The organism is Allocoleopsis franciscana PCC 7113 (assembly GCF_000317515.1).
Classification (GTDB): domain Bacteria; phylum Cyanobacteriota; class Cyanobacteriia; order Cyanobacteriales; family Coleofasciculaceae; genus Allocoleopsis; species Allocoleopsis franciscana.
Genome location: NC_019738.1, coordinates 6428660 through 6443379, shown reverse-complemented (window position 1 = coordinate 6443379; position 14720 = coordinate 6428660). Strand labels below are relative to the sequence as shown.

The window sequence follows — 14720 nt, the reverse complement described above, 5'->3', positions numbered from 1 at the left end:
ATTCCCACTTCCCCATCCAAGGTACCCCCCTGCTCAAAGTAGAGGGGAAAGAGAGAATTTTAATCCCCAATCACAATATCAGTATCTGTATCATTGAGGAGAAGATTGTCCATTGAGACACGAACAGATGTTAGGCTACCGCCTACCGTTCAGAAAGATTGTCCAGTCTTTCCCGAACCGCTAATTTGATTAAAGAGCGTAGTAGAATTAAGAACCAGAATCCGGAAAAGGCAAAAGCGGCGATCGCCCAGTTAGAATAAGTCCCTAATAGCACCGTACCCGATAATAAGGTAAAGCCAGCCAAACAGGCATACATCAAGCACTTGATGGCAAGATTGATCCGTTTCAGGGCGCGTTCACTTTCAATCGCCCGAACATTGAATTGGATTTCACCCTGTTCCAGCCGTTCTTCTAATCGCCTCAATAGAATTTCGGTGGCATTAGGTTGGCGCAATTTATATTGAATAAAGTCTTTCGCTTGCCTTGCGAGTTCTCCCACCACATTCCCCCGCCCTTGTTTCGAGACGGTGAGACTTTTAATAAAAGGTTTACTAGCTGATAAGAGGTTATATTCCGGATCGAGAGTCCGCGCTATACCATCCAGCGTCGTTATGGACTTTAAAATAAACGTCATCTGTGCCGGTAAGCGGAAGGGTTGCTGCTCGAACATGGCGTAAATTTCGCTACGCATTTGATCGAACGCCTGAAGTTCTACCGGTTTCTCCCGAAACTTCTCTAACGTAAAAGCAATTAACCGCCTGACAGGCGTCATGTCTGGCACAGGTTCAATTAAACCCATGTACGTTAAGGTATCAATCACCTCATCCGTGTCCTTTCTCAAGACAGCAAAAAAGGTTTTGATCATCTGGTCTTTAGCAATGGGCTTCACCTCAGTCATGGTACCAAAATCATAGAAAATCAAGTGACCGTCCTGACTGACTGCCATATTCCCCGGATGGGGGTCAGACTGAAAAAAACCATCCTGTAACAATTGCTTGAGATAACAACAAATACCTAACTGGATGATTTCTTTCGTATTAATACCGCAAGCTTCCATCGTCTGGCGGTCATCAATTTTGATACCTGGAAGGTATTCCAATGTTAAAACTTTCTTTGTGGTGTATCGCCAGTAAATTTTGGGTACAATAATGCGAGGATAATCCGTAAAATTTACCCGAAAACCATCAGCATTTTTACCTTCGTGAATATAGTCAATTTCTTTATAAAGAAGCTCAAAAAATTCGTGATAAATAGCCTCTAAATCATACTTTCGGAATGAGGGAGCCAACCGCTCCAAAAAACGCACTAGTCGATGTAAAACTTCAAAATCTAGGTTGAAGAGTCTTTCTAAACCGGGACGTTGGACTTTAACAACAACGTCTTCACCTGTGTGCAGTCTGGCCTTATGAACTTGTCCTAAACTGGCAGAAGCGAGAGGGTAAGGATCAAAGTCTCGATACAGCGTATGAATCGAGTTGCCCAGTTCAGATTCAATCAATGCGATCGCTTCGGCACTACCAAAGGGTGGCACTCGATCCTGTAATTGCCCCAACGCCTGCACGTACTCTCTAGGTAGCAAATCAGCACGGGTGGATAAGGCTTGTCCAATTTTGATAAATGTTGGGCCTAAATCTAACAAAGTTCCGACTAACCACTGTGCACGACGATTGCGGTGATGAGGGGAGTTTCTGGCAACCACCTTGTCCCACCATAAGTAGAACATCAAGTTCAAGGCAGATGCAAAAATATCGATTTGGCGTGCCAGCGGCGAATATCTTGCTCGTTGCCAGCGGAGTGGCTTAGGTACAGTGGGGGTAAGCATACTGTTGGAAATTTTCAGTCGGTGCCCCGCCAGTATGCCAACGGATAGTCTGTTAACTGGTGGTTTGTTAGTAAGAAGGGAATTGGTATCTCAGAACGTGTTAGCAGTGACTGGCTCCTTATTTAAAGGTATCAATGAATCAATCAACAAGTAAAGTTTGGTAAAGTTTAGGGTAACTGTCGTAACTGAGGCAAGGTCAAAGTAAAAGAGGTCAGAGAACTCTCAGAGTTTTCCAAAGGGCAGCTAGAAACCTCAATCGTACCGTTGAGATGCTGCACTAAGCACTTGACCAAAGCTAGCCCCAGTCCCGTACCTTGAACCGCATTTTGAGTTACACCTCGACCGCGACGAAATTTATCAAAAATATGGTCTAAGTCTGCGGGTGAGATGCCTGAACCTGTATTGCTCAAGGTCAGAACCACTTGATTCACCGATGGTTGAGTTTGGCGAGTCACCTGGAGATGAACCGTTGTGTCTGAGTCAGAATACTTGCCCGCATTGGTCAAGAGTTCCAACAGGATACGGTTCAGGCTATCAGGGTCGGTGCTAAGAATCAGCGGATGTGCAGGACTTATTACTTTTAAGGTTAACCTTTTATCAGCCCATTTCTGCTCAAAAGATTGAGCTAATGGGTCGAGTAGCCGGATTAGGTCAATTTTTTGCAGTTGAATCGAGGCTTGATCGGCTTCTAGCTGCTGCAAACTCAGTAAGTCATTAATTAATTCAATTTCTTTATTGCACTCCTGCTCCAGGATTTCTAGGTACTTCTGACGTCGTTCTGGCGGGAGTGTGGGTTGACGTAACATCCGAATCGCCAGACTCATCGTGGTTAGAGGCGTCCGCAGCTCATGACTCATACTACTCATGAATTCTTCCTTGAGCTGATTTAATTGCTGTAGCTGGTCAATCTGCTGCCGCGTTTTTTCATATAACTGAGCCTGAATTTCTAAACTGTGCTGTAACTGCGCGGTACGATCTTCAACAAGAGATTGTACTTGCCGCAGTGTTTGATTCTGAATGATGGCGGCACTGACCTGAGCCGCGACTCCCTCGACTAACTCTAATTCATCTGTGTGCCAGGGGCGAGGTTGACAATGTTGCAACACTAAAAATCCCAACACTGTTGAGGCGGCAGGTGCGTTACTGGGTGAGCCAATCAGAGGCACAATTAGTAACGCTGGCATCATTTCTCGCTCAAAAATGGAGAGGCTCTCTCCTCGCCGATCAATCGCACCAGACTCTTGACAGTCTGAAATAATCATGGGTGCTGGGGCATCTCTAAACGCTTGTTGGCATAAGCAAGACTCGGAAAGCCAAAAGGATTGGTTTAACAGGGAAGAAGGACTTTCGTTGGAGATTGGCGATGGCCCTGCCGTGTCCTCTAACCACTCCCCCGCTACTGTTACCTTGATTTGCGGCAGGTGAACCGAAGGTCGGCTGTTACCCAGAGGATGGGTGTAGGTTAACAACAGGAGTAGACCGCGACCGACCTGAAGGGATTGAGCCGTAGAAGCGATCGCCATCTGGAGAATTTCCTGGAGATTATCCGTGCTGTGCATAGCCAGACTCAACTGAGTGAGCAAGGTTCGCGAGTGGGCGAAGCCCAGAACTTGCCGGGTGAGCTGGACATGAGACAGGGCGAGTGCGACGGATTCCGCCACTAGGGTTAATAGGTCTTGTTCTGGTGTCGTCCATTCGTGAGGCTGCGATCGCCCTAAAACGATCATCCCGTTTATCGCAGACTGAAACCAAGTGGGGATTTTCAAAACCGCCCTAACACTCAGTCCTTCCGGGCAACCGTCAGCGTTAGACCAAGCCTCCGATGTTTGTAGGTCGGAAATCGCTAGAGGTTGATGACTTCCCCAGTCCACTTGGAGTACTGGGTGTTCCCAGAGTGAGGAATAATCATCAATTGGTAAACCGGGAAAGTCATTGGCACACCATAAAGCCATTTGAGGTGTTGTAATCGGATTAGCGATCAACGGCTCACCCGGCTGGGCTAAGGCCATAACCAAGCACGTATCGACCTGAAAAATTTCTCCTAAAACTTTAGCCACTTTGGTGAGTAAGGTTTGTGGCTCTGGAGTGGTGAGAATAATCTGGGTAATGTGTTGCCCGATTTGAGCGGACTGGGCCGTGTACTGCATCAGTGAACCCTTTTGCTCTGGGGTGAAAACTGGCTCAACGGGAGTGGACAGACAGGAGAGCGAATCGTTTCCTAGGGGGACTGAGTTTTTGTTCCTATTGGGGTCGTGGGGCGTACTAGCAAAGCGGCTCTGAAACTCTTGTTTCAGCGAGGACATGACGGGTTCTGTATCCATGAGGCTTGTTGCACAAATCTTATTTCTAAAGTTCTGACATTACAGACCTTGACCAGACCCACTCTTAAAAAAGCGATCTTGCTAAGATTTAGTGTTCCCAGTTTGATCGGTTTTTTACCAAAACCTCAGACTTCTTTGGAGAGCAGCCTTTAAGAGCGCCTCTGAGTAGCTTGCTTTTGAGCAGCCTCGCTATTTTTTCGATAAAGCTTCATGCGGTCTTGAGCGGTCTTATAGCGGTGGTCATCAGGCTTGACGGCCTTCATTAAATCGGAGGCTCGCTCCCACTTAGCTGCCACATCTAACCACTGAGCTGATGTTTGAATCGTTTTACCCGCCGTAGAGGCTTGCTCAGCGAGCCGCACAGCCTGTGCAAATGGATCGGAGGTGGGTGATGAGAGCTGTCGTTGGGCAATCCCTGACGTTTGTGAGGAGTTAGTTTTGCTGTTGACGGCTTGAGACGTTGTTTGAGGATGCAGTTTTGGAGCTAACCACTCATGAAGGAGCCAGCCCAGGAACAAAAGAAGTAAGCTCAAGCCCACACCACTTAAAATGCCCCGCCAGTAAGGATTTTTTTCTCTGAGATAAGGCGAGGAAGTTTTGGGTAAACTGAGCTTCTTTCTAGAAGCTGTTTGGTGATTTTGGCGATTCTCCACCAGTTGCTTGAATAAAGTTGGCTTGGTCAGAATAATTTCTTCAGACCAAAGTAACTGATTGTCTGGGTCACGGTTAATTTCTTCCAACCACAGCAATTGTTGCTCTCGCACGATTCGGCTGTTGATTTTGACACGACGAATGTTACGCGGTGCAATCTCTTCCAGAATCTGCTTTATTTTTGCTACCGTTACAGACTGTTCGAGTTGCTCAGGTATTGCCGCCTCACACAAAAGTTGCAGGATGCCGTCGGCCAAAACGGCGCGGGTTCTGATGCCCACATCTATTAGCTGTTCATTCAGCGTTTGAATGATCGCCGCAACACTACCCTGGCGAGCTTGTTGAGCGATGTCATCCATTGGATCGCGCATGTTTTTTAGAACCATGGATTGGTTGCTCTGCCTGACTTTCATATATAGAGTATCAGCCTCAATCGGCGTATTGTACCTTAGGTCTATACTCTGGAAATTTTTAACTTATCATTACTGGAGAAGATTTTGGCTGTGCGTCATCCTAACCACTTGTGCCCATGAGGTTGAGTTTTGCGGGTGTTCAAAGCCCAACAGCACAATTTTAGCCGTCTATTTTTTTGTGACGTTGTACGCCAATCGGTGAATTTTTTTGCTCAAACCAGGGTAACCCGTGATTCAGTGTCGAAGAATTGATGAACACACAGGAGCGCAGGGCAGGAGCCAATAAACCTCGCTAACCACACCAGCCTGTTTTGACTTACAGAACGCGGATGTGTTTATGTATGTTTACAATTAGTTAAAAATAATATCAGTGCCTGTAGGAGAGTCTCTATGCTACTGAAGTCCACAACACGTCACATTCGCATCTATACGGCGGAAGTTGATGGTAATGAACTGGTCGAAAGTCCAAACGTTTTAACCTTAGATGTTGACCCCGACAACGAATTAAATTGGAATGAAGACGCTCTGCAAAAGGTGTATCGCAAATTTGATGAATTGGTGGAATCTTACGATGGGGCAGATTTAACCGAATACAACCTACGTCGCATTGGTTCGGATTTGGAGCATTTGATGCGATCGCTTTTACAGAGCGGTGAAATCAGCTATAACTTGGAAAGTCGTGTCGTCAACTACAGCATGGGGCTGCCGCAAGTTGAGCCTCAGGTGGGTTAATTGAGCTAGTTATCGCCAATTACGATTCCCTTCTTCGTCGGTGCGGGCTTGGCGAATCACATCAGAAATCTCTTCCGCATCCTTAACGTGGTGTAGCGCCTTTTGCTCCCCTTCAGGTTCATCAACCACAAAGTAGGTCGGAACCTTAATATGGTCGCCAGTGATGTCAGGGGCATCAACGGCGACTTGCTCTGCTTTTTCTTCAATCGTTTGAGCGGATGGGTCTATTTTATCGCCAGGATTGACCGCATCATTGCTGTCAGGTCTTTCTGGCTTATCGGGAGAAAGTCCTATATCTTGAGTAACTTGAGCCGTCCGCTCGTCAGGAGTATTGATTTTGATTTTTTCTTGCTTATTCATAAAAAACTCCTAAAGTTTTTAACGATTGATAATTCCAAATTAATGTTAAGAAAGAAAAGCTCATGAACTCCTCTTTCTAGGGTGGTAATTGGCGTTTATTTAATCCAATAGGGCGGTCTTATTGATGAAGTGATTCTGACTAATAAGGGATTGACAAGATGAGATGAAACGCTGTATCTACACGCGATCGCTTTTTTTATAGATTCGACGCCAACTTTCTGCGTTTCTATAAACCAGGAGTAGGGAGGTCATAAATTAATTAGGGATTGAAGTTAATGTCTGATTTTTTTGCCATTACCTCAAAACCTGACTCCATCTAGCCTGTACGCTCTTCCTGTCTGTCATTTGGGTTCACCAGAGGAAGATGATTCAGGCACCTCTATTTTTTTGGAGTTATCCGTTCGCTTCCGTTGCAAAAACTGCTGAAGTGCCTTGCGACGATTGGCTAAGAAGCGACTCCAAAAACCGGGCAAAAAATTATCCATCGTTGCCGCCAATGCCCAAGTTTCCATATTGATCAGTTTGTACTGCAAGTCGTGAGATTGTTGAAGTTTGGCAATCAAGTCTTTGATCTCTACGGTAGCTGGCGTGTTGAGATCAGCAAAGGTTGGCTCATGGGATGGATCAGGAGCAGGTTGGGACTCAGGTTCGGGCATGGTAATGGGTGATGGGAAAAAGTTAACGGATTAAATTGGGTGAACCCAAAGATTCAGTCGGTAACACCCCAAAACAACATCCAGAGTATTAAGCAATAAACTGTATCTAATCTCCAAACCTCAGCAACAGTTCCTAAAACTAAGTCAACCCCTAGCTGCTAGTGCCTTTACCTTCAACCGCTATCATTGTTAGAATGAGCGGCTGTACTATGTCAAACGGCAACGGGTTGTCCAATCTTGTCTAAACAAAAGCAAAAGCCTTCAGACCCTTGGAGTTATAAACCCTGGTGGTGTCAGCCTTGGTCAATTCTGCTGACCGGAACAATGATCATCGCTAGTAGTTGGGCTTTGGTAAAAACGGTTTGGGTCACCATCCTCGTTGCCCTGCCAATTTTACTTTGGTGGACATTTTTTTTGCTGATCTGGCCTCACCTGATGAGGGACAGTGGTAGCCTGGACAATTATTAGCATCAATGCCAGATTGTATGCCCTAGGGAAGAATCGAGCGCAAGCCTATAAACTCACGCTAGAGCCAGACGCTACAATCGGTAATCAATACAATACGCTTGCACAAGACACTTCCTACAGGCGGAGGCATACTTCCGGCTTTGAGAAGTAAGGCTTGTAGCCAAATCATCATCGGCTGAACGTAGCGAAGAATTTTCATGGAAAATCCGGCGGCAACGATCCACTGTTCTAACATTCGCTGTCAGGCTCCCAACCCTCAGAGTAATAAGTTCTGCCAGCAATGTCGCACGCCGCTGTTGAGACGTTACTTGTGGGCAATCGGTCAGGGAATCGAGGGTTTTCAACCTGGAGATACAATCGCAGGTCGCTATTTACTAATACACGCACGCGTTCTTTTAGACACTCAACCGGGAAGACCTCCAGAGACTCCCTTGGATATTCCTGGGAACCTAACACCCTATTTGAGGCTGGCACCCTATAGCTTACATGTTCCCCAACTTTATGGGCGTTTGATACCCTTGGAAGGGCGTACTCGCTCAGAAATATGGCTCCTGGAAGATGCCCCTATCTACAGCTATGTCTCTGGACAGAGCAGTCGCAAGGAAAAGGCAGCACCTCCAGTTGAAGGGCAACTCTTACCCGAACTAACTAGTGTGTGGGAAAAGGCTCCCGCGATGCGTCAGTTAAACTGGCTTTGGCAGTTAGCCATGCTCTGGCAACCTTTGAATAGTGAAGGGGTGGCTTCGACGCTGCTCTCGCCAACGCTGCTGCGGGTAGAAGGGTCTGTCGTCCGATTGTTAGAGTTGCAACTTGATCCGAAGTCAGCACCGACGCTGCAACAGTTAGGTCAGTTGTGGTCACAATGGATTGCAGGCGCAGCACCGACGATTGCAGAGTTTTTAAAACAGCTATGTACTCAACTACGGGATGGACAGATTCGCACCTCGGAGCAACTCGTGGCGCTGCTCGATCAGGGGCTGAAAAATTGTGGGCGATCGCAGACTCGCACCTATCAAATCTTCACTCGCACAGATTCCGGCCCCAGTCGTTCCCATAACGAAGATGCCTGCTATCCGCCCAATGGGCAGTTGATCAAACCCGCCAACGGTGCCAGTGCTTTGGCAATCGTTTGTGATGGCATTGGCGGGCATGAAGGCGGTGAAGTTGCCTCAAATTTAGCCATCGATACACTTCGGGAACAAGTTGAACAACTCCCTAACGACCCCGATAATTGGAACCCCTCAACCCTGACGCTGGAATTAGAACAAGCCACCTGTGCCGCTAATGACATCATTAGCCAACAAAACGACAGCGAACGCCGCTCTGATCGGCAACGGATGGGGACAACATTAGTCATGGCTCGCACTTCTGCTCATGAAATGTACATCACCCATGTTGGGGATAGCCGAGTCTACTGGGTAACTCGCCATAACTGCCACCAAGTGACTTTGGATGACGATTTGGCATCCAGAGAAGTGCGACTTGGCTACGCACTGTATCGGAATGCTGTACAGCAACCAACGGCAGGCTCTCTGGTTCAAGCCTTGGGCATGGCTCCCTCCGCCACCCTGCATCCAACGGTACAGCGCTTTGTCTTGGATGAGGATTGTGTGTTTCTGCTGTGTTCGGATGGACTGAGTGACTATGACCGAGTGGAGCAATACTGGCAAACCGAAATTCTACCCATTCTCGACGGTCGAATTGATTTGCCCACGGCGGGAACACGACTGATTGAGATTGCCAATAGCCAAAATGGACATGATAATGCCACCATTGCTTTGCTCTACTGCACAGTGAATCCCTCAAAGGAGACACCCCCGGCACAACTTTCTGCGTCACAGATGAAGGTTCCTGCCTCTTCACCCGTCGGAGGAACCCTGCTGGCGACAAGCGCTCCTTCCCAGATGAAAACGCAACCCCTGGCGACCAAAGGTACAGCTCGGCGTCCTTGGGGACTGTTGCTTGGTATTATTTGCCTACTGGGGCTGGGGAGTGTACTCTCTTACTTTTTAATTCCAGGCGTGAGTGAATCCGTTGACCCCCTAATGAAGCAAATGGCGTCTAATACCAGTCCCCCTGACGCATCGACTGCGACTAACCCATCGCCCGCCACTACCAGTGCAGACGATCCAACGGCTTCACCCGCAGAGATTTTATCGTTAGAGCCAGGAGCGGTGATTCAAGTCATGAATTCTAGCGCAACGAACTCCCAGCCGCAGAATGTTCCCTTGTTGCTGCGACGCGGCTTGCCACCCCAAAACCAAACCCCCTTTGGTGTTGTCCCCACAGGTAGCATTTTGCAAATTATTAACAAATCACCCGATCCACAACAAAATAGCTGGGTAGAGTTGAGGGTTTGCTCACCGGGCACCCGTAACGCTGAATCTCAACCTCTAAAGCCAGCTCAGCCTGCGGCTGAACCTCCTCAAAGCCCAGCAGGTCAAACTCCTGGAGCCGTCAACCCTCAGCCAACGACCTTGCCTTATCCTCTTGTCAAGTCGGGAGACCGAGGTTGGTTGAAAGAAGCGGAGGTTCTGCCCCAGATTAACCCAAATTTCACCTTAACCAGTGAATGTGTGTCTCCCTCTGCCTCTCCCCCCACCTCGACCCCAGTACCCAGAGCGATTCCATCTCCCTAAAACCGCGCAAGTCGAAAGTTGACAGGGAGGCAATTTTATGAGTTCAACTTTCAACTCTTCATCCCCGAAAAATACTATTAGGGTAAACAGAGCCAAAGAACTCGGTAGACTGAAAGAAAAACCTATACAGCCGCTGTTCGTGTGGCCTTTTAATGTCTGGAAACGAAAATCCGCTGCTCAGTTTAGCGATCGCTCGTCTGTCAACGGCTGGAGATGAAAACTTTGCCATCTGGGTACTCAACGCGCCCTATCCTGGTGGCTATGTGCTTCATCAGACAACATGGTCTCCAGTCATGACTCAGACTTGGCTGGCGTGGCAAGAGATGTTTTCTTTACGGGGTCTGCCCCACGTCCCTCTGATTCATCATGCTAGTCAGTCCGCCCGAACGCTGCCCCCCGATAGCGACATCGGCGCGGCTGGACAAACCACCAGCTACAGTAGTCGTCTGATGCAGCGTTTAGGGATTGACTTGTGGGCGTGGCTGTTTGAAGGGCCGATTCGCAACACACTAGCTCAAAGTCAAGGCATTGCCATTGGGCAAAACAAACCCCTGCGTTTACGATTGGAAATTCGTGACCCAGATTTCATCCCCCTACCGTGGGAAATCATGCAACCGATGGCTGGGAAACAGGCCATTTCTCTGTCTCAACAATTGTTATTTAGCCGCACAACCAGCGATGTTGACTTGCTCAAGCCCTTTACCCGCAACAACCAAGCCTTAAATATTTTGCTGGTTCTGGGGCAGGATGTGCAAAGACTCAGCCGCTCAACGACGGGTTTGCAGCTTGAACAAGAAGCGGCTGCTTTGGTGAATGTTCTCAAAGCCTGCGGACAACCCAATCCCAGCAGCGAAAAATTTGTTGTCCCCGTTGCTTGTAATGTGGAAACGTTGTTACAGCCCACACCCGCAGAATTGATCGATGCATTGGAAAAGGGTGCCTTTAATATTTTGTTTTATGCCGGTCATGGTGAACCGGGGCCGGATGGGGGTTTGCTATTTTTGCGCTCAGATGCTGTGATCAACGGTACAGAACTGGCTCAAGTTTTGGTTCGCACCGAGGTCACATTGGCGGTCTTCAATGCCTGTTGGGGTGCCCAACCCGACCAAGTAGGTTCCCAAACAATTCCACGCAGTAGCTTAGCGGAAGTCCTCATCCATCACGGCGTTCCGGCGGTTTTAGGAATGCGTGATTCGATCGCTGACCAAGAAGCCTTAACATTTATTCAAACTCTGGCCCAAGCCCTCGCCACTCGGATGCCCATTGACCAGGCTGTAGCGGTGGCAAGGCAGCAATTGTTGACGATTTACAAGTTCAATCAACCCGCCTGGAGTTTACCGGTGCTTTATATGCATCCTCAATTTGAGGGTGAATTAATTAAACCCATTGAAGAAGGCATCACCGAACTCCCCCCGATGACACCCAGTTGGGTGGGAACTCCAGCGCCTGTGGCTTATTTACGCTCTCTCGGCTCAACTGCTCAGGTTTGGCGAATTCGGGGTGGATTGATGCGAGTCGGACGCCGCCAAGAGAATGATTTATTCATTCAGGAACAGTGGGTCAGCCAAAATCATGCCGAAATTATCTGCCGCGATGATTTTCATGGGAGTGAAGCTCGTCCCACTTACTTTTTACGTGATTTCTCTCGCTACGGCACATTCATTTTAGCTCCTGATCAGGTTAGCCCAGGGGTGAATCAGGTTTCAGGGGGACGTGATGGCGTTCGAGGTTGGCAAAGAATCCACCATCAGGAAGTGCCATTGCAATCTGGTATTCAGTTAAAGTTTGGCAGTAGTCAGGGTCAAACCCTGGAATTTGTGATTGAAGCGTCTGATCCTTTGGAATAAAGCTGGGCTTCAGTCAGGAGATAGCTTATCTCCTATGGCACTAGACAGCCGTTTAGATATGAGTCAGTCTGGCTCTGTAACGCCATCGACTTCATCTGATGGTGAAGAGTGCGAAGGGTATTGCAGCGACAGATTGTTTGTTTCGCAGCAAACAATGTAAGCGCTATCTTGTATTTTATGAGATGTTACGGAACTCTCTAGAGCGCTGATGTAGCTATCCAATGCCAGGATTCATCTACCTACCCAGACAGGAGGGTCATTATGTCAGGTCAACCCATGCAATACAAAAATTGTGAGGATGCTTTGAACAGCGTACAAGGACAACTACTAGAGGCACTCTTGCAGGCAGAGGAAGATTTTTATCCCTGGAATCCAGCTGAACCTGAGGCAGAAGCCTATTTCGCTGAACTGGAACGAGGGTTCTTACTTGAGCAATGGCAAGAGGTAGAAGACATTACTCAAGCGTCACAAGCTTTATTCAACCAGTTGCACCAATGCTGGTCATCACCTGAATGGGTGGTTGAGGAAAATTTGCGTCAATCTTTGTCCGAACGGTTTGCAGCTTTTATGCCAGAGGCATGGTTAGAAGCGATCGCTCACAAAGCACAACAAATTTTCTCGACCAACTTATCATTAGCAGAGCAGCTTGTACTCTGTGTTAAGCCCTTGTTACCCAACTGGGCAGAGGATGATTTATTGGTTTTTGCTCGTCCATTGGCTTACGCCATGCGAGGGAAATCAGAGTCAACCCCTGAAACTCAGCCTAGTGTAGCTCAACCTATAGATTGGACAGAGTTATCCCCCATGGAACAGGCACGCTTCAGTTTAACCGTCGCCCATTCGGCTTTGTTACAACTGCAAAATTCCAGCGACGAACCAGAACAGCCATTACTTTGAATCCAATTAAATTAATGGATGGCTTCTCTTCAGTTATTAGGCTTGAACTACTCTACTTCTACACTAAACGTTTTCATCTCCAATTTTTCTTTTCCAACAACGCCAAACAAGAGTTGGGGCTAAAACAACAGATCTATTTGTAGAAATTCTGTCGCCGCCAAACTCTATTCAATCAAAATTCAACAGCCTTTTAAGCTGAATCAATTTTGAATTTTGAGTTGGAAAACAGCACTGAATCGCCGTCAATTAAGAATAGCTCAATGAACAGCCAGCCAAGGCTCTTTGCCCGAAAGGGATTGAGAGAAATTCCGTTCGGATTGAGACATATTGTTGTCCCTCTAGCTACAATCCCAAATCTACCGCTATCCGATGAGCACAAGCAAACCCCGAAAATGCCACTGCATTTAACCCCTGTCCTGGAAATGTACTATCCCCTACACAGTACAAGCCCGGAATTGAAGTGCGATTAAATGGCATTCCCAACAACCCCATTAACTTCTGTTTGGGAATGGGGCCATAGGTTCCATCCTCACGCCCTAAAAACCGTCGATGACTGCGAGCCGTTCCTACTTCCATGTAGTCTAAACCGGCATCTAAACCTGGAAAAATCTTTTCGAGTCGGTCAATCATTCGCCCTGCGGCTTCTTCCTTCTTCTGTTCATATTCCTGAGCAGAAAGTCCCTGCCAATCATCCATCCAACTAGGCGTAAATGTATGGATAATGTGATAGCCTGTCGGTGCTAAATTCGGGTCAAGTAGGGTAGGAATCGAGACAAAAATTGTCCCTTCAGCCTCCTCCATTTTCTGCCAATCTTCCAGGACAATATGATGACACTCCGTACCGGGTGGCAAGACGTTCGCTTCAACCCCCAAGTGCAAACTCAAAAAACTGGGTGACTTTTGATACCGCTGACGCCATTTCTTCTCTGCCACTGGCATCTCTTCGGGTGGTAGTAACGTCTCAAAGGTATCCCAACGGGTGGCATTAGAAACAATTCGTTTAGCCTGGTAAATTGTCCCATCCGCCAGTTGAACTGCGGACGCTTTTCCCTTTTCTGTGACAATTTTCGTGACCCTGGCTTTATACTGAATCTGACCTCCAGCTTGTTCCAATCCTTCCACCAGTTTGATGGCGATTTGCCCCACTCCACCTTTCGGGTAGTTAATTCCCCCATAATGTCGGTCAGAGAACACCATCCCCGCATTAATCATGGGTGTTTTATCCGCAGGTACCACTGACCAGCAGTAACACTCCATATCAATAAACTGTAGTAACTGGGGGTCTTTGATATACCGACGGGCAATATCCCCCGCATTCTGGGGTAAGTACTTCACCAAACCAAGACAGGCGAGGGGATGCTGGAAAAACACCCGTGTTAGATAGCCCGGTTCTTCCAAAGACAGCAACTCCATTGCGTTGAGGCAGTTAAAAACCTTCCAGCATTCGTCGTAAAATTTGCGAATGCCTTCCCGCTCATGGGGAAAGAAGGCGATTAGTTCTTGCAAAAACTTCTCATAGTCTTGATGAACTTTTACATCTAATCCCCCAGGCAAATGATAATGAATTTGCACCGGGTCAGGAATTGTGTCCAGACTGACCTTCACGGCGTCAAGTGCTCTGGTTAAGAGATTGGTTGTACCTTTCGTCCCAAAGCCAAAAATCATCGATGCCCCAACATCAAAGCGGTAACCCTCGCGCTCAAAGTAACCTGAACTCCCACCGGGAATGATGTAGCGCTCCAGTACCAGTACCTTTGCACCTTTTGCCGCTAGTTGAGTTGCCGTTACCAGCCCCCCAATGCCAGAACCAATGACAATGACATCAAATACCGATGTCTCTGAACCGGAAGCAGATTGATTGTGGGGTAAGGAAGTTGGGGAAGCAGCAGGCATTGAAATCGCAGGTTATAAATT

General features: G+C 47.6%; 12 protein-coding genes. 5 read left to right on the top strand and 7 right to left on the bottom strand.

Translation table 11 applies throughout. The annotated features are described in order from the left end of the window. Positions 1–142: 142 nt before the first annotated feature. The 3 genes from MIC7113_RS26480 to MIC7113_RS26470 form a co-directional block, all read right to left on the bottom strand. Positions 143–1822, bottom strand: coding sequence for an ABC1 kinase family protein (locus tag MIC7113_RS26480; RefSeq protein WP_015185276.1), 1680 nt, complete (start codon positions 1820–1822; stop codon positions 143–145). Positions 1823–1989: 167 nt separating this feature from the next. Further along, entirely contained in the window at positions 1990–4143 is a 2154-nt protein-coding gene (locus tag MIC7113_RS26475) for a sensor histidine kinase (RefSeq protein WP_015185275.1), read from the bottom strand. Between the two features lie 149 nt (positions 4144–4292). Next, positions 4293–5180: a hypothetical protein gene (locus tag MIC7113_RS26470; RefSeq protein WP_015185274.1), complete on the bottom strand. Its 888-nt coding sequence runs from the start codon at positions 5178–5180 to the stop codon at positions 4293–4295. 417 nt (positions 5181–5597) lie between these two features. On the opposite strand from MIC7113_RS26470, the gene ndhM reads away from it, so the two are divergent. Further along, entirely contained in the window at positions 5598–5939 is a 342-nt protein-coding gene (gene ndhM, locus MIC7113_RS26465; protein ID WP_015185273.1) for an NAD(P)H-quinone oxidoreductase subunit M, read from the top strand. Between the two features lie 9 nt (positions 5940–5948). Here the strand turns inward: ndhM and MIC7113_RS26460 are convergent, their stop codons facing one another. Next, positions 5949–6299, bottom strand: coding sequence for a hypothetical protein (locus MIC7113_RS26460; RefSeq protein ID WP_015185272.1), 351 nt, complete (start codon positions 6297–6299; stop codon positions 5949–5951). Positions 6300–6640: 341 nt separating this feature from the next. Next, positions 6641–6955 carry a hypothetical protein gene (locus MIC7113_RS26455; protein WP_015185271.1) on the bottom strand — a complete coding sequence of 105 codons (315 nt, stop codon included), beginning with the start codon at positions 6953–6955 and terminating at the stop codon, positions 6641–6643. A gap of 237 nt (positions 6956–7192) precedes the next feature. Here MIC7113_RS26455 and MIC7113_RS26450 point away from each other — a divergent pair, with 237 nt between their 5' ends. Further along, positions 7193–7423, top strand: a complete 231-nt coding sequence (locus tag MIC7113_RS26450; protein WP_015185270.1) for a DUF6737 family protein — start codon at positions 7193–7195, stop codon at positions 7421–7423. Positions 7424–7481: 58 nt separating this feature from the next. Here the strand turns inward: MIC7113_RS26450 and MIC7113_RS36880 are convergent, their stop codons facing one another. Next, positions 7482–7622, bottom strand: coding sequence for a hypothetical protein (locus MIC7113_RS36880; protein ID WP_155898098.1), 141 nt, complete (start codon positions 7620–7622; stop codon positions 7482–7484). On the opposite strand from MIC7113_RS36880, the gene MIC7113_RS26445 reads away from it, so the two are divergent. From MIC7113_RS26445 to MIC7113_RS26435, 3 genes are all read left to right on the top strand, one after another. Next, positions 7621–10062, top strand: coding sequence for a PP2C family serine/threonine-protein phosphatase (locus MIC7113_RS26445; RefSeq protein ID WP_015185269.1), 2442 nt, complete (start codon positions 7621–7623; stop codon positions 10060–10062). The genes MIC7113_RS36880 and MIC7113_RS26445 overlap by 2 nt on opposite strands. A 152-nt stretch (positions 10063–10214) precedes the next feature. Beyond that, on the top strand, positions 10215–11909 hold the full coding sequence (locus MIC7113_RS26440; RefSeq protein WP_015185268.1) for a CHAT domain-containing protein: 1695 nt from the start codon (positions 10215–10217) through the stop codon (positions 11907–11909). Between the two features lie 261 nt (positions 11910–12170). Continuing rightward, on the top strand, positions 12171–12806 hold the full coding sequence (locus tag MIC7113_RS26435; RefSeq protein ID WP_015185267.1) for a hypothetical protein: 636 nt from the start codon (positions 12171–12173) through the stop codon (positions 12804–12806). A 342-nt stretch (positions 12807–13148) separates the two neighbouring features. On the opposite strand, the gene crtH is transcribed toward MIC7113_RS26435, so the two are convergent. After that, entirely contained in the window at positions 13149–14699 is a 1551-nt protein-coding gene (gene crtH, locus MIC7113_RS26430; RefSeq protein ID WP_015185266.1) for a carotenoid isomerase, read from the bottom strand. Between the last annotated feature and the right edge of the window lie 21 nt (positions 14700–14720).

What these genes read in the sequence shown, in the direction of transcription:
- crtH (WP_015185266.1), bottom strand. Translation starts at nt 14,699, where the DNA reads ATGCCTGCTGCTTCCCCAACTTCCTTACCCCACAATCAATCTGCTTCC.
- MIC7113_RS26475 (WP_015185275.1), bottom strand. Translation starts at nt 4,143, where the DNA reads ATGGATACAGAACCCGTCATGTCCTCGCTGAAACAAGAGTTTCAGAGC.
- MIC7113_RS26435 (WP_015185267.1), top strand. Translation starts at nt 12,171, where the DNA reads ATGTCAGGTCAACCCATGCAATACAAAAATTGTGAGGATGCTTTGAAC.
- MIC7113_RS26445 (WP_015185269.1), top strand. Translation starts at nt 7,621, where the DNA reads ATGGAAAATCCGGCGGCAACGATCCACTGTTCTAACATTCGCTGTCAG.
- MIC7113_RS26480 (WP_015185276.1), bottom strand. Translation starts at nt 1,822, where the DNA reads ATGCTTACCCCCACTGTACCTAAGCCACTCCGCTGGCAACGAGCAAGA.
- MIC7113_RS36880 (WP_155898098.1), bottom strand. Translation starts at nt 7,622, where the DNA reads ATGAAAATTCTTCGCTACGTTCAGCCGATGATGATTTGGCTACAAGCC.
- MIC7113_RS26455 (WP_015185271.1), bottom strand. Translation starts at nt 6,955, where the DNA reads ATGCCCGAACCTGAGTCCCAACCTGCTCCTGATCCATCCCATGAGCCA.
- MIC7113_RS26470 (WP_015185274.1), bottom strand. Translation starts at nt 5,180, where the DNA reads ATGGTTCTAAAAAACATGCGCGATCCAATGGATGACATCGCTCAACAA.
- ndhM (WP_015185273.1), top strand. Translation starts at nt 5,598, where the DNA reads ATGCTACTGAAGTCCACAACACGTCACATTCGCATCTATACGGCGGAA.
- MIC7113_RS26440 (WP_015185268.1), top strand. Translation starts at nt 10,215, where the DNA reads ATGTCTGGAAACGAAAATCCGCTGCTCAGTTTAGCGATCGCTCGTCTG.
- MIC7113_RS26460 (WP_015185272.1), bottom strand. Translation starts at nt 6,299, where the DNA reads ATGAATAAGCAAGAAAAAATCAAAATCAATACTCCTGACGAGCGGACG.